At 41.8% G+C, this 25,811-nt stretch carries 25 protein-coding genes; 3 read left to right on the forward strand and 22 right to left on the reverse strand.

Annotated elements, in window-relative coordinates; all coding sequences use genetic code 11:
• Nucleotides 1-9: 9 nt before the first annotated feature.
• Entirely contained in the window at nt 10-459 is a 450-nt protein-coding gene (locus B879_RS00125) for a nuclear transport factor 2 family protein (RefSeq protein ID WP_009183082.1), read from the forward strand.
• Between the two features lie 22 nt (nt 460-481).
• On the opposite strand, the gene B879_RS00130 is transcribed toward B879_RS00125, so the two are convergent.
• The 18 genes from B879_RS00130 to B879_RS22535 form a co-directional block, all read right to left on the reverse strand.
• Nucleotides 482-1,057 carry a flavodoxin family protein gene (locus B879_RS00130; RefSeq protein ID WP_009183083.1) on the reverse strand — a complete coding sequence of 192 codons (576 nt, stop codon included), beginning with the start codon at nt 1,055-1,057 and terminating at the stop codon, nt 482-484.
• A 433-nt stretch (nt 1,058-1,490) separates the two neighbouring features.
• Nucleotides 1,491-2,885, reverse strand: coding sequence for a c-type cytochrome domain-containing protein (locus B879_RS00135; RefSeq protein WP_009183084.1), 1,395 nt, complete (start codon nt 2,883-2,885; stop codon nt 1,491-1,493).
• Nucleotides 2,886-2,889: 4 nt separating this feature from the next.
• Nucleotides 2,890-4,398 carry a DUF1501 domain-containing protein gene (locus tag B879_RS00140; RefSeq protein ID WP_009183085.1) on the reverse strand — a complete coding sequence of 503 codons (1,509 nt, stop codon included), beginning with the start codon at nt 4,396-4,398 and terminating at the stop codon, nt 2,890-2,892.
• A 1-nt stretch (nt 4,399) separates the two neighbouring features.
• On the reverse strand, nt 4,400-7,126 hold the full coding sequence (locus B879_RS00145) for a DUF1553 domain-containing protein (protein ID WP_009183086.1): 2,727 nt from the start codon (nt 7,124-7,126) through the stop codon (nt 4,400-4,402).
• A gap of 145 nt (nt 7,127-7,271) precedes the next feature.
• Nucleotides 7,272-7,673: a type II toxin-antitoxin system VapC family toxin gene (locus B879_RS00150; RefSeq protein WP_009183087.1), complete on the reverse strand. Its 402-nt coding sequence runs from the start codon at nt 7,671-7,673 to the stop codon at nt 7,272-7,274.
• The gene (locus B879_RS00155; RefSeq protein WP_051012648.1) at nt 7,670-7,918 is read right to left on the reverse strand and encodes a hypothetical protein; all 249 of its coding nucleotides are present in this window, start codon (nt 7,916-7,918) and stop codon (nt 7,670-7,672) included. The genes B879_RS00150 and B879_RS00155 overlap by 4 nt, the downstream gene beginning before the upstream one ends.
• 53 nt (nt 7,919-7,971) lie before the next feature.
• Nucleotides 7,972-9,207, reverse strand: coding sequence for a DUF418 domain-containing protein (locus tag B879_RS00160; protein WP_009183089.1), 1,236 nt, complete (start codon nt 9,205-9,207; stop codon nt 7,972-7,974).
• Between the two features lie 63 nt (nt 9,208-9,270).
• Entirely contained in the window at nt 9,271-10,995 is a 1,725-nt protein-coding gene (locus tag B879_RS00165) for an amidohydrolase family protein (RefSeq protein ID WP_157231466.1), read from the reverse strand.
• A gap of 241 nt (nt 10,996-11,236) precedes the next feature.
• The gene (locus tag B879_RS21675) at nt 11,237-11,968 is read right to left on the reverse strand and encodes a hypothetical protein (protein WP_009183091.1); all 732 of its coding nucleotides are present in this window, start codon (nt 11,966-11,968) and stop codon (nt 11,237-11,239) included.
• Nucleotides 11,969-12,168: 200 nt separating this feature from the next.
• Nucleotides 12,169-13,056, reverse strand: a complete 888-nt coding sequence (locus B879_RS00175; RefSeq protein ID WP_009183092.1) for a hypothetical protein — start codon at nt 13,054-13,056, stop codon at nt 12,169-12,171.
• Between the two features lie 230 nt (nt 13,057-13,286).
• Nucleotides 13,287-15,119, reverse strand: coding sequence for an amidohydrolase family protein (locus B879_RS00180; protein WP_009183093.1), 1,833 nt, complete (start codon nt 15,117-15,119; stop codon nt 13,287-13,289).
• Nucleotides 15,120-15,307: 188 nt separating this feature from the next.
• The gene (locus B879_RS00185; protein ID WP_040400001.1) at nt 15,308-16,543 is read right to left on the reverse strand and encodes a DUF418 domain-containing protein; all 1,236 of its coding nucleotides are present in this window, start codon (nt 16,541-16,543) and stop codon (nt 15,308-15,310) included.
• A gap of 160 nt (nt 16,544-16,703) precedes the next feature.
• The gene (locus tag B879_RS00190) at nt 16,704-17,510 is read right to left on the reverse strand and encodes an SDR family NAD(P)-dependent oxidoreductase (protein ID WP_009183095.1); all 807 of its coding nucleotides are present in this window, start codon (nt 17,508-17,510) and stop codon (nt 16,704-16,706) included.
• 310 nt (nt 17,511-17,820) lie between these two features.
• On the reverse strand, nt 17,821-19,107 hold the full coding sequence (locus B879_RS00195) for a type II toxin-antitoxin system HipA family toxin (protein ID WP_009183096.1): 1,287 nt from the start codon (nt 19,105-19,107) through the stop codon (nt 17,821-17,823).
• Nucleotides 19,101-19,445, reverse strand: a complete 345-nt coding sequence (locus tag B879_RS00200) for a helix-turn-helix domain-containing protein (protein WP_009183097.1) — start codon at nt 19,443-19,445, stop codon at nt 19,101-19,103. The genes B879_RS00195 and B879_RS00200 overlap by 7 nt, the downstream gene beginning before the upstream one ends.
• A gap of 183 nt (nt 19,446-19,628) precedes the next feature.
• Entirely contained in the window at nt 19,629-20,825 is a 1,197-nt protein-coding gene (locus tag B879_RS00205) for an ATP-binding protein (protein WP_238542049.1), read from the reverse strand.
• Between the two features lie 86 nt (nt 20,826-20,911).
• The gene (locus tag B879_RS23405; protein ID WP_262481899.1) at nt 20,912-21,031 is read right to left on the reverse strand and encodes an agmatine deiminase family protein; all 120 of its coding nucleotides are present in this window, start codon (nt 21,029-21,031) and stop codon (nt 20,912-20,914) included.
• A gap of 77 nt (nt 21,032-21,108) precedes the next feature.
• Nucleotides 21,109-21,249 carry a hypothetical protein gene (locus B879_RS22535; protein ID WP_009183099.1) on the reverse strand — a complete coding sequence of 47 codons (141 nt, stop codon included), beginning with the start codon at nt 21,247-21,249 and terminating at the stop codon, nt 21,109-21,111.
• Nucleotides 21,250-21,428: 179 nt separating this feature from the next.
• Between B879_RS22535 and B879_RS00210 the strand changes: the two genes are divergently transcribed.
• Entirely contained in the window at nt 21,429-21,713 is a 285-nt protein-coding gene (locus tag B879_RS00210; protein ID WP_009183100.1) for a type II toxin-antitoxin system RelE/ParE family toxin, read from the forward strand.
• Between the two features lies 1 nt (nt 21,714).
• On the forward strand, nt 21,715-22,014 hold the full coding sequence (locus B879_RS00215; protein WP_009183101.1) for a HigA family addiction module antitoxin: 300 nt from the start codon (nt 21,715-21,717) through the stop codon (nt 22,012-22,014).
• A gap of 207 nt (nt 22,015-22,221) precedes the next feature.
• Here B879_RS00215 and B879_RS00220 read toward each other — a convergent pair whose 3' ends face one another.
• From B879_RS00220 to B879_RS00235, 4 genes are all read right to left on the reverse strand, one after another.
• Nucleotides 22,222-22,599 carry a GxxExxY protein gene (locus B879_RS00220; protein ID WP_009183102.1) on the reverse strand — a complete coding sequence of 126 codons (378 nt, stop codon included), beginning with the start codon at nt 22,597-22,599 and terminating at the stop codon, nt 22,222-22,224.
• 175 nt (nt 22,600-22,774) lie between these two features.
• Nucleotides 22,775-23,269, reverse strand: a complete 495-nt coding sequence (locus B879_RS00225) for a YceI family protein (protein WP_238542050.1) — start codon at nt 23,267-23,269, stop codon at nt 22,775-22,777.
• A 122-nt stretch (nt 23,270-23,391) separates the two neighbouring features.
• Nucleotides 23,392-24,942, reverse strand: coding sequence for a hypothetical protein (locus tag B879_RS00230; protein WP_009183104.1), 1,551 nt, complete (start codon nt 24,940-24,942; stop codon nt 23,392-23,394).
• 172 nt (nt 24,943-25,114) lie between these two features.
• Nucleotides 25,115-25,804, reverse strand: coding sequence for a hypothetical protein (locus B879_RS00235; RefSeq protein ID WP_009183105.1), 690 nt, complete (start codon nt 25,802-25,804; stop codon nt 25,115-25,117).
• Nucleotides 25,805-25,811 lie beyond the last annotated feature (7 nt).

Below are 25,811 nucleotides of genomic sequence, written 5' to 3' on the forward strand. Positions count from 1 at the left end.
CTAGATGCTATGAAATCTTCTATCCTATTGACCTCTTTGGTGTTGGTTTTTCTTGGAAATGCTTTTTCCCAAACTGACGCAGAATCACAAATAAAATTGTTGGAAAACGAGGAAATCACTGCGATTTTAAAGCATGACTATCCCACTTTGGAAAAAATTTGGGCAGAGGACTTTATGGTCAATAACCCTTTCAATATGGTGATTACGGGAAGATCTATCGTGATAGACCGGATGAAAGAAGGCATTATCAACTACAGTGGCTTTGAGCGGGAGATCGAAAAGATGATGGACTTAGGAAATACGGTGATAGTCATGGGACTGGAAACGGTTTATCCAAAAGAAGGTGCCCCTTTGGCCGGTCAGAAAGTACAGCGGCGATATACCAATATCTGGATCTTGGAAGATGAAAAATGGCATATTAAGGCACGTCATGCCAATGTGATTTGTAGAGGGGATTGAATTTGGATTAAACACTTCAACTTCACCTCCCCACTATTTCCCCTATCCTTCTTCCCAATCCCCTTGCCTTTTCCAAGAAGATTTCCTGAACTTCTTTTCCATCGAATTCTCCTTCACCTGTGATGGCAGAAGCTCCAAAAGCAGCTTCCACCTTATCCCCACCTACGATGAGCATACCATGAATCATCATGGCCCGTATCATACTGAACATCACCGCTTCTTCACCAATGGAAAACCCTCCACCGGTGACGAATACCGCTCCGATTTTATCCTTTAATGGCCTGCCTTCAAAAGGCCAGGAATTGATAAACTCCTGAATTTGGGGGGCCATGTTGGCATTATAAACTGGAGAACCCAAAATTATGGCCGAGGTATTGAGAATCTCCTGTTGCTGTACTTCGCTGGTGGGTTTAAGAATATAGCTTACACCCTGAACCTGTGATACTCCCTCTGCAACAGCTTCTGCCATGGCTTGTGTTTTTCCGGATTCAGAATGGTAAGTGATCAGGATACTGGGGAGGGACTGGGCATTTGACACTTCTAGGGAACTCCATAATAGGATAAGAAAAACAATCGCCTTTATATTAATATTTTTCATCTTTAATAAGTAATCTTATCTCAAAGTGATTCTTGTCCATTTTCATAGATAGAACCTTTTATTCCTTTCCAAAACAAAATCATAAACTTTTATTCCTAACTTAAATATACGACTCAATAAGCAAAAATTGATAACAAGTAAAAACATGAGTCAATATTTGGTTTTTATGGGATCAAGTGAAATTAATATGATTATCTACAATTATACAACTTGCAAAATTTTATTCTAAGATCACCTCGGCTTCGCTCGGTGTCCGGGAACATTAAGATTTGAGAGGGGGTGAGGGAGTGCGGCGAAGCCGCACTCCCTCACCCCCTCTCTATAAAAATCTTTTCTCCGTTGGCCGAGCGAAGCCGAGGCCATTCCGTAAATTTTTGAATACTGGCAAAGAAGCGGATATAAAAAAAAATTAAATCAAATTTTAAAACTTCCCCTAATACACCACAGTATCCGAAGACAGCACAGGCAATTCATACACCCCATATTCCAATCTGGCCAAAAACCTCACAATTTCATTAGAGGTAATCGCTTTGGAGGCCGGAGTAGCATAAAAATATATACCTTCCAGGGTAGGATGATCTTCCAATGCCAACAGATTAGAAAGTTGAAGACTAGAATAATTCAGGTAAAGTCTTTTGAGATTTTTCAATTGATCTAAAGCATCTATTCCCTGCCCTTCAATATCAACCCGGTTTATCTTTAATATCGTCAGATTTTCAAATACCAACAAATCATTCCAAACAGCGTCATCCAGATCGGTGCCGCTGATATCCAAGTGGGCGATATATGAAGCAATGCCTTGGAAATCCTTAAGATTTAACTTTTGATTTTGGGGTAAGTTGATGGCACTGATTTTTAACAAAGGGGATTCCTGACTGATGGGCTCTATCAAAAGACCTGATCCCCTAAAACCTAGCAATGCATCTTCAGCCAATTGTTTTAGCTCAGTTTCAGGATAGAAAAATTCCCTTTCTTCCGGGAAATACATGTTGATCATTTCCTCCTCTACTCCAGCCTTTGCCAAACTCACCTCAAAGGAAGCCCCACTTGCTATCCATTTTTGGATCAATGCAATTTCTTGCTTGGAAGGCTGTCTTTTATCTTTGGGCGGCATATGCTTTTTGTCATCAAGAGGCAATAACATTCTGGCTAAAAGCGTGCTATTGATAAGTTCTTTTTGATCTAAGACCAGACCATTCTTTCCGCCCTTTGCCATCCATTCAGGACTACTGAGAACCAACTCTCCTTTCCTGTTTTTTTCATTATGACAGGAATTACAATTTTGGAAAAGAATAGGACGGATGACATCTTGGTAAAAAATGGCCTCTCCCCAGTGCTCCTCATCCAACCTGATCATTGCCACCTCTGAAGCGTTTGAAATACCTAAAAATTCCTGAAACTTCTCAGGTAGCACCTCGGTAAAGTAGTCCGATCCATGGGTCAATTCCCCTCCAAAATGTCCCGTGAGCATCAACAAGATCATTAGACCTACAGACATCCCCCTCACTTTTGAATCAATGAAATCGACCTTGTTCTTCAGATAAAGATAAAAACCAAAGGAAAACAAGGTGGTCAATACACCCAAAATCAGGTGTTTGCTCACCGTATCAAAGCTGTATCCTTCTCTGAGGTAAAGTAATAATCCTGATACTAAAGAAAATAGCGCCGCTATAGTCCCCCAGAAGAAAGAAATCCTGATTGCAGGAAGAAATTCCTTGCTCTCCTTTTTGGCATAAAAAACCAAAATACTTCCAAGAATCAAAAAACCAATGGGCAAATGAACCAATACAGGGTGAAAACGACCAAAAAGGGAGAAAATAAAATCCATAAACTCAGGCCAAAATTTCTTTGATGATTTCTCCTTCCACATCGGTCAACCTGAAAGGTCTTCCCTGGAAATCATAGGTGAACTTTTCATGATCAAATCCCAATAGATGAAGAATAGTAGCATGGATATCATGGACTGAAACCCTCCCTTCAATACCCGAAAAACCCAAATCATCTGTCTTACCAAATGATGCTCCTTTTTTAATACCTCCACCAGCCATCCACATGGTAAAGGCCTCCACGTGGTGATCTCTTCCTTTAAAGCCCATGGTTTTTCCTTCCCTGTTTTCCTGCATCGGGGTTCGTCCAAACTCCCCTCCCCAAATGACCAATGTATCCTCTAAAAGCCCCCTTTGCTTCAAATCTAAAAGCAAAGCACTCATGGGACGGTCAATTTCCCTGCATTTATTTCTAAATCCCAAATCAAGGGCGGTATCCTTTTCAGTTCCATGACTGTCCCAGCCCCAATCGTACAACTGCACAAAACGGACTCCCTTTTCTACCAACTTTCTGGCCAAAAGGCAATTATTGGCAAAAGCCTCTTCTCCGGGACGGGTTCCGTATAGTTCATGGATATATTCCGGCTCATCGTTGATATTCATGATTTCAGGAACATCAATCTGCATCCGATAAGCCATTTCGTATTGATTGATCCTGGCCAAAATTTCGGGGTCACCTACTTTTTCAAACTCCTCTTTGTTGATCACATTGATGGTTGCGATTATCTTTTTCTTTAAATCCCTATTGATGCCCTCCGGATCCTGGAGGTAGAGCACTGGATCTCCCTTTGACCTGCATTGAACACCCTGATAAACCGAGGGCAAAAACCCGCTTCCCCAGACACTTTTTCCTGCATCAGGCGTTTTTCCGCCTGAAGTCAAGACCACAAATCCGGGCAGATTTTGGTTTTCCGTCCCCAACCCATAAGTCACCCAGCTCCCCAAACTTGGTCTTCCCAATCTTGGGCTCCCAGTATGCATAAAGAGTTGGGCAGGTCCGTGATTGAACTGATCGGTATGAACAGCTTTCAAAAAGGCTACTTCATCCACCACCTTGGAAAAATGTGGAAGAAAGTCCGAAACCCAGGCACCGGATTGACCATGCTGGCTGAATTTGGCCACTGGCCCAAGCAAATTGGGAACACCCCGAATAAAAGCGAATTTCCTGCCCTCCAACATGGATTCGGGACAGGGCTGGTTGTCATATTTGGCAAGCTCTGGTTTGTAATCAAACAATTCCAATTGGGAAGGCGCTCCCGCCATGTGCAGGTAAATGACTGACTTCACTTTTGGGATAAATGGAGGCGCAAGAGAAGCCAAAGGATTTAAATCCCTTTCGGATAAATTTAGCCCTTGAACCCCCTCTTTTCCAGAACCTATTTGACAGGCATTCAATAGAGGAAAGAGTGCCAAACCACCCATCTTACTCACACAATCCATCAGGAAATGTCTTCTGGTCTGTTTTTGGAGTCTTTGTAACTCCAGCTCACCCAATAATCTCTCTATCCCCTTCATATCATGGTTTGGTTAAGAATTCATCCAGGTTCAACAATGCATTGGCCACTACCGTATAAGCACCCCATTTTTTCCTTTGGGAATCGGGTAAATCTGCTGCCATAAAAGCAGATTTTTCATAGGCAAAATCCGCAAGAGCAGCATGGTAAAGTTGCATCAAAGCTTTTAGCTTTTCCTCAGAAGGTTTTTGGAACAAAACTGCCGCATATACTTCTTCTATGGCTTTGGCCGGCTCTTTGGAATCAAGGTCCAGCATCTGCTTACCCAAAGCGGCAGCAGCTTCAAAAAATACAGGATCATTCAAAGTCACCAAAGCCTGCAGCGGGGTATTGGTGACAATCCTTTTGCTCAAACAGACTTCCCGGCTTCCTGCATCAAAACTGATAAAAGAGGGATAGGGACTGGTCCTTTTCAAAAAGGTATAGATACCTCTGCGATATTTGTCTTCCCCTTCACTTCCTGTCCATGATTCTCCACTATACACCGTCTGCCAAATTCCATCCGGCTGAGGAGGCATGACACTTTTTCCATACCTCTTGTCACTCAATAAGCCGGCAACAAACAGTGCCTGGTCCCGCACAGTTTCTGCACCCAACCTGAACCTAGGTCCTCTGGCCAACCATTGGTTTTCCGGGTCCTTGGCCATTTGTTGTGGACTGATGGAGGAGGCCTGTCTGTAGGTATGGGAAAGCACTATTTCCTTGATCAAGGCTTTGAGGCTCCATTGATGGGTATGCATCAGTTCCCATGCTAAATAGTCCAGCAATTCCTTTTGGACTGGTGGATCAGATTGGGTTCCCATATCCTCCAAGGTACTGACCAGTCCTCTTCCAAACAATTGGTCCCATACCCTGTTGACCGCTGTCCTTGCTGTCAGCGGGTTGTTCTTATCTGTCAGCCACAATGCAAAACCCATCCTGTTTTGAGGCCACTCCTCTTTCCAGGGATTCAGAGATTCAGGTGTAATGGCTTGCACCTCTTCTCCATGCAACATCCAATTTCCCCTTTCGAAAACATGGGTTTGCCTTTGCATGAAAGAGGGGTTTTCTATCATGATCGGAACAGTTAGAGGCCTTTTGTTAAGCAAGTCATGGAAACTGTCCTTGACCTTTTGATGTGCTTCGCTTTGGTCTCCTGGAATTTCAGATATAAAAGCAAACCAACTGATCGCCGCTGTGGACTGTTGGGCGGCAAGTCCAGGATTTTCTGCATGGATATACAGGTCGACTTTTTCAAAAATGGGTTTGAATGGAATGCTTCTCGTGATAGCCCCTGTCCGGTCAATGGTAAATTCGCTCAACACCTCACCATGGGGACCTCCCTTTCTAATGGTCATTTTGGTGCCATCATGCGATGACCAATAATTCAAAAGCATCCGGTCTGCTCCCCCTGTAAAGACATTCTTGAGGTAAGCAGAACCTTGTGGCCATAAGCCCAACCATTTGGTATCGATCAACTCTCCATTGACAAAGTCAGTGCACAGATGGGCGTGGTATTTTGGTTCTTGAAAACTCAAAAATTCCGTATAAGCCTTGGCTTGCTCAGGTACCGCATTTTCTTGCAACCAAGACCTGATCTGATGGAGCTTTAACTCATCCTCGGCTTCATAAAGTCGGATTTTGGGCTCCTCATCGGTGGTGTCTTCATCCCTACTGTTATTGAAAAAAGCCATTGAACGGAAAAAATCTTCATGTACAAAAGGGTCGTAAGGATGACTGTGGCATTGCACGCAGGCCATCGTAGTACTTTGCCAGACTTCATAGGTGGTATTGACCCTATCCAATACTGCTGCAACCCTGAATTCCTCATCCTCCGTACCACCCTCATCATTGTTCATGGTATTTCGGTGAAAAGCTGTGGCTATGAATTGGTCATGCGTAGGGTTTGGTAAAAGATCTCCTGCCAATTGCTCAATGGTAAATTGGTCAAACGGCATGTCCTGATTGAAGGCCTTGATGACCCAATCCCGGTATGGCCAGATAGTTCTGGATTGGTCCCGTTCATAGCCTTTGGTGTCTGCATACCGGGCCAAGTCCAACCACCATGAGGCCCATTTTTCGCCGTAGGTTGGCGAGGCAAGCAAATGATCCACCATTTGCTCATAGGTAATCTGACCAGCTTTCCATTGATCTGCCAAATCTTTGGATGGTGGAAGCCCTGTAATATCCAGCGAAAGCCTCCGTAACAATTGCATGGGATCCGCTTCCTGGGAAGGTTGAAGCCTCTGGGCCTTCAAGTTTTGAAATACAAATCTGTCAATATTGTGTACTGCTGATGACTCGATCTGTTTTTCAAAACCTTTGACAGTTTGGGGAATCTTATTAGCCTGAACGGGTACATATGCCCAATGCTCCCCCCATTTGGCACCTTGCTTGATCCACTTTTTTAAAACATCGATTTCCTCTTGGGACAATGCCGGCCTATTGTAAGGCATTCTCAATTCGGGATCATGTTCCAACACCCTTTTGATCAACTCGCTTTGATTGGGTTTTCCTTTGATAATGGCTGGAATGCCAGAATCCGTTACAGCGAAAGCTTCATGCTCAAAAAGTAAGCTAAAGCCCCCATTTTTCTTCACACCTCCATGACAGGAAATACAGTGTTTGTTCAGGATGGGTTTAACATCTGTACTGAAAGCCACCTGCTCTTCCCTCCCTATGGCTAGAAAAACCAGGAGCAGCAAGGCAATGGAAGAAACAAGAATCCATATTTTCTGTTTGGATAACATATTCTTAGAAATCTGCTCAAAATTTCCCTGAAAATCAACCCCTTGAAAAGATTAATGTCACAAAGCAAAAATAATACAGGGATTAGAAAAAAATTCAGCCATCAAGAAGAAATTGGTTGACGGCCTTTATGGTAGGGAATAAGTTTTACCATAAAATCTTTACCCCTGTGTCTTCATAAAGTTTGATAGAATTGTCCTCGGAAATAATTATCAATTCATTTTTAATCGCTTGCCAGACCAACATCCTGTCAAAAGGATCCTTATGATGAACCTTATCAAGGTTGAAAAAAGTAACGGCTTCCTCAACTGATAATGGTAAAAAATCGCAAGGGAAATTTGCCTTAAAACCTTTATATAAAGTTTCGGGAGAATGCGATTTGAGGTCCAATTTACCCATACTAGATTTGATACTGATTTCCCAAAAACTAACTGCGCTTATATAAAAAGCTGCACTTTCAGACAATAATATTTTTTTGATTTTTGAACTTATTTTATGTTCCTCATATGCAATCCAAAGCAACGCGTGAGTATCGAGTAAATACTTCATAACCCCATGTTTGTGAGTTCTTCATCAGTCCATTGAAGGTCTTCTTGAGAAATGGTAACCTTTTGGTCAGCAAAAAAACCAAGCTTACTTTTAGGCCTTTTTTTATCCGGATATTCTTTCCCAAAATATCCCACAAGCTCCCCTGATTTTCCTTTGATAACTTTAATTATCACTCCCTTTTTTGTCAACTCAATCAACTCTGAAAACCGTGCCTTAAATTCTCCTATATGAAGGGTTACTATCATAATTTTGATTTTCAGCAAAATACACTTTTCTTGACAAGTTGTCAAGAAAAAATTTACAATTTAAATGCTGGTATCTTACCATAAGTCAGCGTTCTCCACAACCATTCCAATGGACCAAACCTATACTTGCTTAGCCAAAATTTGCTAAAGGAAATTTGGAAGCTGAAAATAGCCAAGACCAATAAGATACCTTGCCAGACTTCGATTTCTCCAAACAAACCAAAAAAGCCTAACCTAAACAAGAATAATGCTAAAACTGAATTTGAAATATAATTGGTAAGGGCCATTCTTCCTACTGCTGAAAAGCCCGAAAACTGTCCTACAAACTTCCCTTGATTGTACAGCAGGATAAAACCTGAAACATAGGTACACATCATCACTATCCCTCCTAAAATCCCTGTGGCCCTTCCGATAAATGCCCAATAATCCAACGAAGCCGGATTGGCATTGGCAAGGGAAAATAATAGCCCTATGTTTAACAAAACCCCAAAAGGCAAGGATATCCAAAAGACTTTCTTGATTTGCTGTTCATACTCCTTGGTTTGGATAAAAAAGCCACTTCTTCCTATCAATAAGCCCATCAAGAACATGACCATACAGGTGGGATAGAAAATAATAATCCCAGATATAAGGAAAAGCCATTGTTCAATATTCATCTGAATAACTTCGCTATAAGATCCTGAATTATACGCTTGATAAGCTCTTTGGACTAAATCTTGGGTAGCTGCCAATTGCTCCTGACTACCTTTCTCCATCGCCTGTAATGCTTCTGGATTGGAAGCCAAAAATTGAGGCAGCATGCTAATCAATCCAACAAATACAATGGGGATTAATAAAAATACGAGCATCCAAATGATGATTTTCTTGGTAGAGGACTTTCTGAACAGGATCAATAAGAATCCAAACAGAGCATAGTAAAAAAGGATATCCGCTTCCCATAGCAATGCAATATGTGTAATGGCAATAATCAAGAGCCAGAATAGCCTCTTCTGAAATACGCTGATATTCTGCTTGCTAACTTCTCCATCTTTATGAAGGAAGATATAGAAACCAAAACCAAATAAGAGGGAAAACAAGACAAAGAATTTTCCAGTGAAAAAGAAGTAAATAAAACCATTGGAAAGTATTTCTACCATACTATCTCCAAAGGACGGTAACATGATCAACTCCACAGCTGGTTTGAAAAAACCTGGCATGTTGACCATCAGAATTCCGAAAATGGCAAATCCTCTCAGGGAATCTACCAGGTCGATTCTTTTGGATTGGGACAAAGGGGCAAGTGTTTCCATAGTGCTTTTTTTGGTTAGTGGTTAAACTTTTCCAAAGTTCAAAACTTTGGAAATTTGTTGAACTTAAGGCTTCAATGCCAGCAATCGCTTTTCAATTACATGATTACAGGGATACATATCCAATGCTTTTTGGTAGTATTGGATAGCATTCACAGTGTCTCCTTGCATCAAAAAGCTTTCTGCATAGCTATCCCATACATTTTGGCTATGTGGATGCATGCGCGTATTTAAAGCAAAAATTTCCATTGCTTGATCCAAAGCATTTTCCCCTAAAAGATTATAGCCAACGTAATTGATCAAAAATTCCAAACCAGACAAATGATATTTTGTTGACATGCTATCTAATTTGTTTTCCAAAGCCATCAGTTCTTTTGGCATATCTTGAACGGTTTGGAACCATTCCATCAAAGATGGCAAAGCTGCTTTATTTTTAGCCTCTTGAAGCATTTCATCCAATGCGATGCGATCAAACACTTTCCCTCTAAGTACTACACTTTCAATTTCCCGAATAGCATTGATATCATCCAAAGGATTACTATTCAAAAGGACCAAACTTGCCAATTTCCCTTTTTCAACACTTCCAATTCGATCATTTTTCATCACTTTGGCTGGATTGAGCGTAGCTGTTTGTAGAGCCTGTAAAGGCGTCATACCTGCCTGCACGTAGATTTCCAATTCATCATGCATACTAAACCCAGGGAATGCCCAAGGATTGGGATAATCTGTACCTGCTATGATTTGGGCTTTACTTTCAATCAGGTTAGTTAAAATCTGAAAGTCATTTTGATACAATTGCTGCATTAACTCTAAGCTTGGCATCATCCGTTGGCTTCCCATGGTCCTTCTTGGTTTCCAGTCCTCTGTCATATAATTAGGCAAATATGAAATCCTAGGGTCTGATGTGAAAACACTATCCTGCATAGACCTAACCCCCCTCAAGGTAACCATGGTTGGAGAAAACCAATGTTTTGATAAGTCCAATTTTTGAAGCTTTTCTTTCATCGCTGATGAATCAAAAAATTTCAAGCCCTTCTGTAATGCTTCAATCCGATTACCAACCTCAAACAAACTATCTACTTCCTTCAATTCAAGTTCAGAATAACCCAACTCCTGCAAGCCATACAGGTGCTCAGAGGTTAGCATTCCCGCCGCTAGGGCGTCAATAATAGAAACTGAATCAGGAACATGGCCTGAAAATGGAACGCCTAATTCTATGGCTGTTTTTCCAATAGTAAAAAAGCAAGCACTGTCCAACCTAGAATAAACCTTGATAAAATCTGCTCCCTGAGCAACCTGACAGCGGACTAAAGCTTCCGCTTCTTCCGGAGTGGTTACCTCAGCGGAACTTGGCCAAATTTTAGGTGCTCCATCTGTTAATACTCCCGCAGAATAGATGTCGATAATAGGTTTACCGGAGGCTCGCTCTTCATCCATTTTCCTCCTGATTTTCATATCCCCCCACATTTCTCTTGCTCCTACTATACCATTGGCTACTAAGAGGTCATTGGTATCTTCATAGTTCCAGTTATTATGCACATGCATATCCCACAGCCCTGGGATCAGGTATTTCCCTGTTACATCCACCACCTCAGTTCCTGCTTGGGGCTTGATGGTTTTGGTATAAATGGCTGTGATTTCATCACCGTCAATGGCGACTGTTCGGTTAAGAAGCACTTCTCCCGTGACTATATCTATGACATTGACATTGGTGATCAAAAGATCATGAGAAGGACTGGAACAAGCAAAAATGATCCATCCTAAGAGTGTGAAAAGTGAGAGTTTTTTCATGTGTTTTTGGTTTTGGGGTTCACGCAACGAGCCCAGCGGGATACGCAACGAGCGCAAAGGAAAGCGCGGCGAGCACATCGATTTATTTTATCATCGCGCTGCGCCCGTTGCGTAATATCCGTTGCATTCGTTGCGTGAAACAATTTTCCTAAATTTCCCTGAAATTCATCAAGCCTACAATACCCTAATTATGTGATTAGTAGAGGGGATTGCTCTGTTCATCACCTTTAAAAACTAGATACTAACCCAAATGCTTTAAAAACACTTGCGACCAAAATTCAGTAGATGGTAAGAAAAAGGTCAAAAACATAAGTACCAACAAAGTAAGAAGTCCATAGAAAGGATATTTTGGGAATTTTTTAGCCACTATCCAATCATGGAGTAAAACAGCTAAAGGAAAGGAAAAATAAATAATTACTGTCCCTGTGATGATCGAAGACGGGGCCAACCATTCCAGTAATCGGGCAGTAGCAGGTCCGGTAAAAGCCATGGAAGCAAACAACATCATGGTTCGATGCAAGGCTTTATTATTTCGGTTGATTAAGCCAATACAAACCATAGAAGAAAAAGTAACCAAAGCAAAAATATCATTGGTCCATTGAACATTCTGAAACCAGAACCTATCGGAATTAGTCACATCCAGAAATCCCAATGCTAACATTCTTGGTGCAAACCCCATCATGACAGGAATAGCAGAAATCACGGCTAAGAAAGCAATGACCCCTAAGCCCCAACCCAAACGCATATGCCATTTGATCTTATTGGAATTTATCAAAGCAGATTGCACCACCAATAGCACATACCATGCGGTCATCAAAACCCCATGCAGGACAAAAAGTATCGGCAAGCTATCCATTTGCATATGTCTAGGCTGATCGAAAAAAGGTCTTAGATAAAACCTTGGCCCAAAGCCCAGTAAAACCAGCAACAAAAGTAGGATGGTGATGAGTAAGTAAAAGCGAGAGTTTTTCATAGTGTTTTGGTTTTTGGGGTTCACGCGGAACTTGTCCTGAGTATCGGGACAAGGTTTGCGTTTATTCCGTAGCGAACGCCGCGTGAAACTTTTCACCTAAATTTCCCTGAAATTCATCACGCCCACAATACCCTAATGATGTGAGTCGATCTTTTAAGCATATACTAACATTAGCTACTAATTAATAGAGTCAACTATTATCACCACTCTTCCATCAAAACTTTGAAATAGGGATGAACTTCTGAGGCAAGTTTATTTTTCAGTTCATCCTCAGATAGCTTATCTTGGTATTCCCCAAGAAAATCCCAAAGTTTCTTCATAACCTCTACCCCAGCTTCATCATATAGCTGACTAGCCGCCTGAATGAATCGGAATTGGTACCAACCGTAATTTTGGGGAGCCTCAATGACAATTTTCATTCTATTCTCTTCAAAAGTCTCCAAACTCCTATATTGATGGGGGGCTTTATCATTTGCAACTTGGTAATCGGCCAATACTTTTAAACCACTTACCCATTCGGGTCTTTCTGTTTGTGTGTATGCGAAAGCAGCAAGGTTACAAAATATCTCTTCCAGCCATATCCGCTGCGATTCTCTTTGACCATTAAAAAGCCATAGATGAAACAATTCATGGATAGTGCCCAGATCGAAAAAAAACCTGGCACTCATTCCTCCATTTTCTATTCCATAGGTTTCTTGAAATAACTCTCTGTCAGGAGATTGTAGTGCATTAGGATTTGGCAAATGGGCCGCCCAAAAAAAGTTATCATCAGAAGCCACGATGATAGCATTGTCTGTACGACGCCAATGGGGCATTCCATAAATCAACTGCTTATTGGTATAAATACCCCAATCGTCCTTGTTTAGGACAAGCAGATTTACTTCCAACTCCTTTTCTCCCAGAGTTTTAGAATAGAACCTATTTGCGTCATTGGTCAATACACCTAAAAACAAAGGATTATCCTCTGTCTCATGGGAATAGAAAAGATTGATATTACCGGCTTCATAATATCTCAGATCGGAAAAATCCTGAGAAAAACTTTGAAGGCTGCATATTACAAGCAAAAGAATAGAATGGAGTGTCTTCATGGCTATGGTTTGTTCTTTAGGTTTATTTAGAATTGAACTCTTTTGTGATCATGATTTCCAAATAGTTGGATTCACACAGCGAACTCTATGAATTTAATAACATCCCGTAGTGCCCGTAGCGTTTTTTCGCTGCATGCGTAGCGTGAAACCATTCCCCTAAATTTCTCTCTATTTCAAGTTGCCTACAATACCTTAATGATGTGATAAGGGGTTCATCTAGAAACATGATACTAGTGATTATGGAACATACAGGGAATCCTGGCAGCCAAATAGATCGGTTCCTTTTGTTTGTATTTTTGTCCAAAGGCCAAAGGTTCATCAAGTTCTTTGATCCAGCGTTCAATAATATTCAAGCAAGGGTAAACTTCAAGGGCTCTTTGGTAGGTGGCTTTAGCCATTTCTTTATTTTTGGTATACTTATAAATTGCCCCTGCTCCTTCTATTGCATACACAAAATCGGGATATAACTCAGTAGTGAGTTTTGCTATGGCTTCTGCTTCTGCTTTTTTATCTTCCATGAAAAATTTCCACCCCGTAGAAAGCAACATATTCCATCTCACAGGAAATTCATCATCAATACTTTCTCTATTGTTCAGAAATGTCTGAATGGCACTTTCTATGCCATCTGCTTCCATCCGTGGTGCAAACCATTCATGAATATGTTTGGCATTCGCCAGTTTTTTGGCCTTCTGAAGCATACCATCCAAGTGATCCCGATCTAAATGCCTGCCTCTCAGGACTAATGCATAAATGTCCTGCGCATGATGGATATCTTCCAATGGATTGGCATTGAGTAAAACCAAATTCGCTAATTTCCCTGCTTTCACCTCCCCTATTTTGTCATTTTTCATAAACTGGGCAGGATTGATAGTGGCTGTTTGTAAAGCTTGAAGAGGCGTCATTCCTAACCTTACAAAAATTTGCAACTCTTCCTGCAAACTGAATCCAGCATAGATGTAGGGAATGATGTAGTCAGTTCCAGCAAGTATCTTGGCTTTGGACTCAATCAACATTTTAATATAAGCCTCCTGTTCAACGACATACAGGCTATCATCGACAAACTGTATACTATCAGGTTTAGTTGAACCATACAAAGGACTATCCAACCAAATATCTTCTGAACTTCCACCTTGAAACTTTTCAATGATAGTCACATATTCATTTCTTGGGTCAGATTCCATTTTCTCTTTAAACACCTTTAATACGCCAAAAAGCGCAACATACGTTGGGCAGAACCAAATGTCCTCAGCACTCAACTTCTCCAGTCGGGTTTGAGCTATTGTTGTGTTTTTGTTGTTTCGGATGTAACCATAGGACTCTCCCCAATTCCTTTGTTCGCGCATTTGCCTGACCGTATCCAATTGCTCTGTAGTAATAAAAAGCGTCTCCAGTCCGAACAAATGATCATCAATTCTATGGCCTGCTGCTACGGCCTCCTCTAATGTGACCGCGGTGGGAACATGGCCGGCAGCCATAACACCACGCCTATTGGCTTCATCCATCAAAGCAAAATACACCTCCTTTTTCAACCCACTGTAAGGCTTTAAAAAATCAACTCCTTGATCTACCTGGCAATTCACCAAAGCTCTTGCTTGTTCCTCGGTCTCCGCCTCAGAAGAACCCCACATGCTTGGGGCGCTATCAATCAAACTTCCCGAAGTAAAAACCTCAACCCCATGATACATACCTTTTTGATTCTCTACCCTTAGTCGTTTGGCTTGCTGCGGGTCTCCCCAAGGATCTCTCACACCAAGTACCCCATTAGGGATCAAAAGCAAGTCATTATCTCTAGGGTACCAATGGTAGTGCGCATGCATATCCCACAACCCCGGGATTAGAAATTTCCCTGTTCCATCTACCTCTACAGTGTTTTTTACAGCTTTAATGTTTTTGGTGTAGATGGCGGTTATTTCATCTCCGTCAATGGCAACAGTTCGGTTGGGGAGTACCTCACCGGTGACTACGTCTATGACATTGACATTGGTGATGAGGAGTTCGTGAGAGGGATTGGAGCAGGCGATAAAGAAAATGGTGGCCAGGCTTAAAACACTTAATTTTATCATGATTATTAAGGCTATATTCAATTGTTAAGGGCAATTTTTAAGTTGGTCAAAGGAAAATGGTTTGAGACTTTTCTCTTTGACCAACTATCTAAAGGGTGGTCCTTGGTTCTCCGGAGCAGGTGGATACGATTGTTCCGTGAGGGAGGGACTCTAGGAAGTCGCTTGTGTGGCCTAACCAAGTTGCCACATTAAGGAGCGCTATGGCTTTCACGACGCCATTGGGGCCGAAGGCCTTCGATTGCCCAGCGCCACAACCACTCCAGCGGACCAGAACGGTAACGCTTAAGCCACCAGATGGACAACAGGACTTGAAAGGTAGCGAGCAATAGTCCGATCGGTACGGCCAGTGCCGGACCGATGCGACCGTACAGCCCCAGCCCCACACCATAGAAGATGACCCATGCGAACACAGACTGCATGATATAGTGGGTCAGGGTCATGCGGCCGGCTGGGGCCAGCCATCGAAGCACCCGAATCCATAATGGGTGAGTGCACAGCAGCGTGATGGTGCCGACATAACCGAGCATCAACATCGGAGCGGCGGCTAAGAAGGCGATGCCGAGTAAAAGAAATAACCAGACCGGCGAAGCGGGATCAAGCTGTGGCATGATGAGCGAGCTACTTTGGAGCAACAACCCGAACACCAGACCAACCACCATGAGCCGCTTTAGTGCTTTGCGATGAACCATGGGATCCTGCAGCCAGCCCTTGCGCGCCAGCCATAACCCGAGCAAAAAGTTGCCGAGTATGGGCATACCGAATCCTATCAAAAATCCCGGCAAGTAGGTGCTCGTGGCCAGGCGATGGTTGATGCTCAGGATTTCGCGAGGCGAATCCGATGTGAATGCCACGAAAATCTCAGACTGAGGTGGACGTCCGGCCATGAAATCAAGGCCTAAGGCTTGGAGGAGGCCGTAGCCCACTATAGGGGCGAGTACGGTAAGAAATCCGACTAAGGGCAGAAGCGCTTTGTTCGGCAGGCGCCATAATAGCAGCATCAGCAAGCCGGCCATCGCGTACAAACGCAGAATCTCGAAGTAGTAAATCAAGTGGCCATGCACCAATCCAATCATGGCAAGCAGAACCATGCGCTTTATGAACATGCGCTCGAAGGATCTGCCGCTCTGCTCAGATCGGGCAAGCTGCAGGGCAAAAGACACTCCGAACATCAGCGCGAACAGGGCCCTTGCCTTATCCCGCAGGAAGAAGTCAACTAGGCCACCGACCGTGGGGTTAAGCGCCGCCATTGGTAGTTCAGGAACATGCTCCTCGGGAATGGTCCAGTCCCAGCCGGTGAAATCAAATGAGCAATGTACAATCAGGATCAAGACAAGTGCCATACCGCGCAGGATATCGATGGTCTGGTTGCGGCCTGTGGGTACGGGTCCGGATGAGGGAGTAATAGCGTTCATGTTGAAATCCATTTACATGTTTTAAAAATATTGATATCCAGACCTTTGTTTCTAAAAACACTAGAATGGCTAATGCGTATAACAATACCGAAGAAGGTAGAGCCAGATGCTTCAGAACGTAGTTTATGTTTACTTGATCCTATGTTCACTATTTTTCGTCAATATAGAATGATCACAATGACTTAGAAATTTCTTTGATCTGCTTAGCCATCATTACCCTTGCCAGTCTAGGAAAAAAGCGACCCAAAAAAACAAAGACTTTTCCATGGCCTGTGATGACTGCTAGCTTTTTCCGTTTGTCAATGGCCCGGATCATATCTTTAACTGCTTTGTCTGTTGGCCACATAAGATTGGAAGGGCGTGGATCCTTGGCATTGGGGTTAAAATGGCCTTTATTGTCCACTCTCGTGATATTACTGTCAACAAAACCAGGATGAATTGTCGTGCAAGTTACTCCTGTACCCAAAAGTTCTACCTGAAGAGACTCACCGATATTATGCACTGCAGCTTTACTTGCGCCATAGGCGCTGAGGTATGGATTGGGAATATACGCAGCAATACTACCAATCAATACCAACCTTCCTTTGGTCTTCTTTAGCTCTGGCAATACATACTTCACCGTCATCGCAAGTCCGATTACATTAATAGCCAGTTGCCTAGTCCACTCCTCCCGACTGAGGTTCTCCAAAAACTCGATCACCCCGCCCCCTGCATTGGCCACAGCAATATCAATTTTACCATATTGATCCACAATTTGACTGATTGCACGTTGAATGGAAGATTCGTCTGTCACATCACAGAAAACGGCAAATGCATCTCCGCCTTGTTTTACTATTTCTTTGACGAGCGCATCTAACAAATCCATACGCCGTGCGGATACCGCCACAGCATAATTTTTAGCCCCATATTGCAGTGCCATTTCCCTTCCTATTCCGGAGGAAGCACCGGTAATCCAAACTACTTGTTTTGATGTTTTCATCTATCTTATATATAGGATTATCTAATGTGAAATACGCGCTATTTAAAGAGTTTACACGCTGAAAATGCATGATAGTCAGGCATAAGCAGGAGTGAAATATTTAAAGATTTTTCGTTATGGGGTTCTCGCGGTGCGCGCCACGGAATACGCAAAGACCGCAGCTATTTCTTTGCGATTGTTGCGTTTTTCCGCTGCGTGCGTAGCGTGAAACCATTCCCCTAAATTTCCCTGAATTTCAAGTTGCCCACAATACCCTAATGATGTGATAGGTGAAATTTTGAGAAATTGAAAAATCAATACAACCTAGTCTCTAAACCAATTTCACCAAAGTAGCAGCTATTGCTTCCGCAAGTTTTGCATTCACTTTATACTTTCCAGCATAGTCCATCCAATTGGAAACAACTTCCTGTACTTCCTGGATAATGCCTTGCGGTTTTCGGATGGAATTTTGCTTGGCAATGGCCAAAAAATCGTCTAGTACAAAATCCTTCCTTTTGCCATTGATGCTCAGGCAATGCTGACTGACCCAAACACTGTCAGGCCTGTAAGCATGGCAAATATCATAGGCCGGAGAAAGACTCCATCTCCCCTCCTGACCCATCAGGAAAGCAAAGTTCTTGGTATGGTCATCACAGTTCCTCGCAAGGACATTGAACACCATCCTCCGATACAACTGCTCCGCCTCTGCATAGGTAAGGCGCAGTTGACGCATGGTCTGAAATAGCTGTTCGTAGCTATAGCTAGTAACATTGTTGAAATCAAAATGCTGCAAAGCACAAAAAGTCTGCATGTGTAGCTTATCCGTTCCATTCACCCTATCAAAGCGCTTGGTCATAAAATGCGCCCTACCCTCTTCTTCAATCAGCCTGCTTTTAGCCATTTCAATTCCAGCGTCTATCGCCATGGCATAATAAGCCATCTCCACCCGTCCATAACCAAAGGTCTCACCAAATTGTGTGTCATTGACCCCGTCAAACTTGATTAACCAATGTTCAAATCCAGCCTCTTGCAAGGTCTGTCCCGATCGGATCATTCCTGTGGATTCATTGTATGCGATAATGGCTTTGGGTCTTGCCCCTCCAGCAGAGGTCCCCATCTTCAATACATTCAGCATGACATCGCGCATGGCTTTGTCTGTCTGCGTTTCAAACTGCTCCCTACTCTTCAACAACTTTTTTGTTGTCTCAATAAGACTTGAGAGTTCCAATAATTGTCCTTGCTCTTGGGCCGGCAGTGTGGAAGGCTCAAACTCCAAAGCTCCCATCCCCCTATTCCCTATGAAGCAAAGCAGTTCAACGGGATTCAGGGAGTTTTCCGGTCGTCCATGACGCGCAAGCCAGCCATTGATCAATTCATTTCCATAGCGATCAGGCAGAGAGTCCGCCAACAAGCCTGGAAATCCTTTGAATGTTGCATTGCCTCTCAATTCAGGAAAGCCATAAACACGATTCCCAAGCGGCATCCGGATTGGTGAAATATCCAGCTTACCAGAGGCAAATCTTCTGTCATATTCAAAAAAAGCCAATTCCTGACGTTCATCCCATACCACCGCTCCTATCCGCTGTCCCCAGAGCTTGACAAATGCCGTCCTTACCATCCCAGATCATCTTTAGGAGGAGATTTTTTGCTTTTGGATGCCCTTTTCCATTTGGCCTCATCTTCTTTGGCCAGCTGCATGGGACTGATAGGCTTTACTTCTTGAAAATGCTCCAACACATACAGCGCATCTAAAACACGAAGAATTTTTAATAGATTGGTCAGCGCAATATTCTCTCCCCTCTCCAATAAACTGAGGGTAGATCGACTGATCGCAGCCCGCTCCGCCACTTCATCTTGCGTAAGGTTCTGCTCAATCCTGCGGGACTTGATAAAGCCTCCTATTTTTTTGAGAAGCGCTCCATCACTTATACACGATATGTATGAAAAATCATTCATTACATTACAAATTAAGCTATTATGACTTATTTTTCATACAAATGAACAAATATTCCTCAATAAAAAAACACAATATGAATGATTTTTCATTCATTAATAGTACTTTGGGTAATTATTGAGTAATATTTCATTCATAATATAAAATTTCAAATTACTATATTTATGTATATTTACTACAAACAATCAGTATAACATGCCAAATAGCCACAAAGGGATTCTTTTACCATTCCCGCTATCGATATCAAGGGCAAGGTAAGCATTAGGAATTCCTTGAATTTGATCGGTGGTTTTGCTAGCTCCCCCTACCTCAAAGACATAAGCGTCATCCACCATAAAGTCTCCAAATTTTGGACTGGAAACATGATGGACAGCACTGAGTTGGTTGATGAAAAAAGTTTCCCGTAGATTTCCCACATTGGCCATAGTTGGCGAAAAGAGGTAAATAAAATTGGGGTTTTGAAGGTATATTTTATCAGGCTTCTGAAGATAGCTGATTCCTTTTGTAGCAGACCTAAGCAGTTTAAGGATTTGCGCTTGATCCAAAATATCCAACAATCTCAAGACCGTATTTCTAGGTGTCTCTAATTTTTCTGCCAACTTGTTGATATTGGGCGTAAACGGCACACTTTCACTCAGTACAAATAGTAGTTTTTTTAAAGTCCGAACTGTGCTATGCTGCAATTCTTCAAATGGAGCGATATCCGTATCAATCGCCAGTTGGATTGTCTCCAGCAGTTTTTGTGAATAGCCGATTTTGGATTCGAGAAAAAAAGGAAAATAACCAAATTTCAAATAATCCTGAAAATAAGACTGGACAGGAATACTATCCAACAGTTCAGGAGCCAGAGCATGGTGCTTTGTCAAAATATCATTCAAAGTAAAACTTGAAAGGTCTGTTCGGTACTGAAAATTCAGGTACTCCCGAAAAGAAAGACCATGTAAATGATAAACAGATGCCCTTCTTGAAAGATCGGCATTACCTCTGGAAATATCAAGGATAGAGGATCCAGTTGCAATGACTTGAATATCATCATAATCATCGTAAAGCTGTTTGAGATCTTTTGACCAAAACGCATACCTATGGACTTCATCCAAAAGAAAAAGCCGATATCCTAATTCATACAGTTCATTCACAAACGCTACCAACCTATGCGTTTCGAAATAAAAGTCATCCAGACTTAGATAGATGCCTTTTTTATCAGAAGTTGACAAATACTGCAATAGAAGGGTTGTCTTCCCCGAACCCCGGTAACCCAATATCAAAATCAGCTTTTGGGTCCAGTCTATTTGATGGTACAAATACCTCTTTTGCTTTTCCTTGACAGACTTTGCTTTCCTTTCAGACTTTTTGATCAGCACTTCCATAAAATAGTTTTTCAAGAAAGCAAAATTACAAAATAGTTTTTACAAAAAGCATTTTTGAAAAATAGTTTTTCAATAAAGCATTTTAAAAAATTCAGTTTATTTCATCTACCCCTCCTTTTAGGTTCCTGCTGTGTACTGCAATGTATACCTCCACCATGCCAATTCAGCGACAAAGCATCTACGAAAACAATTTCACGGCCAGGAAATGCTTGTTTGTACAAGAAATCAAAACAATAAAGAACAAGCCATATGCTTTCATGGGCAAAAATTGATCATAATTAAAACATAGATTGTTACCTTAACCTAATGAAGCTACAGATAAAAAGCCCTTTAAATAATCCGATAGCATCATGAATAGGAAAAGGACTGTACCAATCAAGGCAGCACAGCCCCCTATCACACAGGTATGGGCCAGAATGTTTTCAGTTTGAACTTTCATAGTGTTGGTGGTTTGGTAAAACATTGAAAATGAATATTCTATAAATGTACGAAAATGAAACAGTGCGGACAATACCCTAATTATGTGATATCAAGGCAAAACGTTTAAAAATAAAACAGTGTGTTGATAATTAAAGACAAAATACTAACTTTATACGTTAGTAACGCAAGGCAAGACTGATGATAAAAGATTTTGGTGATAAAGAAACTGAAAAAACTTGGAACGGTATCGTTTCAAGAAAATTACCAAATGAAATTCAGCATACTGCAAGGAGAAAATTAAGAATGCTTCATAATGCCCAAAATCTTCAAGATTTGAGGATTCCACCAGCTAATAGGCTTGAAAAACTCAAAGGAAATTTATCTGCATTTTATAGCATCAGAATCAATGATCAGTGGAGGATCATATTTGTATGGGACAATAATGATGCTTACCAAGTTCAAATATTAGATTATCATTCATAAAATGGAAAAGCTTAAAAACATTCATCCAGGTGAAATTTTATTAGAGGAGTTTTTAATTCCTATGGAAATTTCTGCTTACAGATTGGCTAAGGAAACATTTATCCCTCAAACGAGAGTTTCTGAAATCATCAAGGGCAATAGAAGAATTACTGCTGATACTGCACTTCGATTAAGCAAGTTCTTCGGAACTAACCCTAAATTTTGGTTAGGGTTACAAGATGACTATGACCTAGAAGCCGAAAAACTTCAAAAATGTAATGAACTGGATAAAATCATTCCTGTTGAAGATTCAACTCTTTGATTTTTTTCACGCAGACGCTTTTCCCTAAGGGGATTGCTGTAGAGAGAGAGATTTATCGGGTAGAGAATGGAAATATGGTGGAAACAAATTGAAATACAAGATAGATGCGAAGCTAGTCCCATATCGGGAGCCCACAAAAATAAAACGCAACGAATTCTTGCCGTTTTTTCGCTGCATTCGCCGCGTGAACCACCAAAAACGTCATGATTACAGTTTATTGGCTATCCTATGAATTCCATCTTTGAGGTATTTTACATTAAAATTTAATAGTAAGCCCAACTTCTTTTCAGAGAGTTTCAAATAAGTCAAAGTTTGGGCAAAGTGCACTGGGGCTAAGCCATCATTTGCTTTGATTTCTACAATGACTTTATTCTCTACCAGCAAATTCAACCGAAAGCCTGCTTCAAATTTTATTTCTTTGTAAACCAGAGGGACCGGCACTTGGGATACAACAAAAATACCGGCCTGAATCAATTCATACTCCAAGGCTTTTTCATAAACAGACTCCAGTAATCCCGGGCCCAAGTTTCTATGAATTTCAAAAGCCTTATCCAGAATTATAGTTTCAATTTCATTTTCCTTCATGACTTAAAAATTGGTTTTTATCAAATTTCCAATCAAAGAATTTTTCTGCCAAGCCTGAGGTAAGAGATAATCGATTAATTATCCGTTTAATCATTTTCATTTAAAAATTTCAAGCAGCGACCGCAGAGATAAAACGCAGCGACCGCAGCGTAAACAAAAAACCTAAAATCTTAGTTTAAAACTCAATAATAACCCTAACTTCATCCGAAAGCACCAAACTCTTCTCTCCTAGCCCGAAATCCAATCGATCAATTACAAACTCTCCCTTAAACTTCTGCTGCTTTCCTGTTTGGGACAAAGTAAATGGGATTTCAACTTCCCTTTTCACATCCCGGATCTGTAGCTCAAAAATCCCTACAAAAGTGTTTTTGCCCTTTGACTGAAAAGACTTGGATTCCAAAGTAATGAAAGGGAATTTTTGGATATGGAAGTACTCCCGCCCATGTAAATGTTTATCTCTTAATTTGATTCCGGTTTGGATACTTTCCGGGTTAGCTTTGCCTCGGATACTCGATTGATCCAATTTCTTTGAATCAAAATCCACCTCCACTTCCCAATCCGGGATCGTTCCGTCCACAGTTATTCCCGCATTTTTGATTTTGAATTGGATAGGGCTTTCAGGTTTAACCGATTGAGCTAAAAGCAAAAACGGAACTAATGCAAAAACCAAAAACAATCTATTTTTCTTATTAATTAAAACAAGATTCACGCAGCGGACGCAAAGAATACGCAATGATCGCAACGGGGCTAAAACAATATCTAAATATCCAGTATCCATCAATGTCTAAATGTTTAAAGTGTCAACAAATACGCAACCAAAGCCTCCCTATCCCCTTCATTCAACTCCATTCCAAATTCATGACCTTTAACTGCCTTGGTTTTGACATCATGTGGCTTGAATCCTGTAGGCACATAATCTTCTCTCAGTCTCGCTGGATCAAATAGATCCTCCAGCTTAGCTAATGAAGCATCATGCAAAAACGGCCCTCTATACCACAGCCCCAACAAAGAAGGAACTTTGTAATATCCTGTCCCCCTTCGGGTATTCAGGGTATAGCCTGGATCTGTTCCGACAGAAATACCAAAGATGTCATATTTATCAAAGTGTTCATCAGGAACCTCAAACCCATCAGCAGGAGTCAGTTTATTGTTTGTAAATAGCGGCGGGGTATGACAGGTTACGCAACCTTGGTCCGCAAAAATGATCTTCCCCCGCTCGCTGACAACTGATGGTTTATAAGGGTTTTCCGGTGCTGTCAATGAATAAACATATTTTGCAATCGCATAGAGCTGTGCCTCTGAGTGCCGATCGTAAGTTCCAGGGAAAAAAATGGGCTGACCATCGTACAAACGTTCTTTGGTCAAGCCCAGTGAATTATAGTCCCCATAAAAATTCAAGAAATCCAGCGCTTGATTCATGGCAATGTAGCGCATCATATCTTCTATATTCCTGTGTTGCCCCAATCCACCATGATCCAAATACTTTCTATCCTTCACTCCAATCAGGTTTGGCGCTTGGGGAGGATACAAAATACTCGTACCCTGCCTACCAAAAGCTCCCTCTGGAACTGCCTTATACGCTTCCAAGATACTTTCTCTTCCGCTAGCTATTAATTCCCCATGCGTATCACCTTCTACAAAAGCACTTCCGAAAAGGATAATTGTAATCCCTTGTACACCCCTTTCAGAAACTCCATCGGATTCTAATGCAAATGCAAAAGCCTTATCCCCAGGCCAGTTTCCTTGGGCTCCTTTCAATAAGGCACCATCTTCCATTACCCTTGTATGGCACATGGCGCAGGAAAGATTGCCCAAATACACCTTGCCTTTCCCAGCTACTATCCACTGCGCAAAAGGCATGATTCCTTCAGGTGTCAAGGGCATGCCTGTACTGGAATAAAAATCCGGATTGCGTACATGTTGGGTATTGATCACAGCCCCTAGGGTATCTATGGGATAATCAAAGAGCAATTCACCGGCTTTGATCCAATCTTCCTCAGTAATCAGCTTACTTTCATCAAATACAATTTCCGCTTCCAGGCCATGGAGCCATTCCCAATACCCCTCAGGCTCGTGGTCTGGATGGTACACAGGATACGTTTTATAAATAACTCTTTCTGGGAGGTTATAATAGAATTCTTCCGAAACAGGCTTCGCTGAAAATGCTGGATTGGAATTAGGCAACTCCCAATCCTTCATAGCTTCATCCGTCCAGATGCGGGGAATATCCAGAACAGAAAAGTAAGAAGTACCCTGCTTACTCAATCCAAAAGCAAGTAGGGGCAATAGCATACAGCCATAGAGCCACATGGGAAGATTAGAAAGCCATTCTTTGATTTTCATTTGGATGCTTGATTATGAATTACTTAGACAAGTTACCGCTTTCGGATACCTAGCACAATACCCTAATCATGGGATATACTTTCGGAAAAACTTTTCCAAAGTTTAAAACTTTGGAAAAGTTGTAGTGCACCTATAAAGACCTGGCAGGTTTTGAAAACCTGCCAGGTCTCTGTTACCAAATCCTCAATTCAACATCCTGTCTTGCCTTAGTTCTGGAAATCACTTTATACTCAAATCGCTGATTGGTACCGGGTATGGTTCCTTCAGACTCTATGACTAACAGATAACCTTCCTCAGTTCTAGGTTTATTGAATTCTTCGTAGCGGGAAGCTACTCCTTTTTTTGGATTAAGTGCCTCCAATTCCGGAAGGGTAAGCACGCCATCTACCATGGCATTTGCCAATGGACCACTGTCCACAAACCAAACAGGCATATTTGTGCCTTCTCCGTAAGCGATGGCCGGAAATGTGCCTAAAGGTGCATTGGGTTCGATTAAACCTCGTCCGACTAGTGTCAGCGGGCAAAAGAATCCATTGGGAACATGATACAAGTCTAACAAGTTGAATTCAGGGTCTATACATTCTACCTGCCGCATCATAGGAATCACTACTGTTCCATTAGACTCCATCAACAAGATATCAGGTCCTAACACAGCAATTCTAGCATAAAATGGTGGTCCGGGATCATCCTCAGGAAAGGCCAACTCAATGAATGAAGGATTGGCTTTCAGTTTCTCGTATTCCATCCGTGCTTTTTCAAGCTCAGACAACATTGGCTCAGCATCATCATTGGCGCATGCCATCAGCAAAATAATTGAAACGAGTAAAGCTTTGCTGAAAATATATTTCCGTTCTCTTTTCATGACTTTG

Source organism: Cecembia lonarensis LW9, assembly GCF_000298295.1.
GTDB lineage: Bacteria > Bacteroidota > Bacteroidia > Cytophagales > Cyclobacteriaceae > Cecembia > Cecembia lonarensis.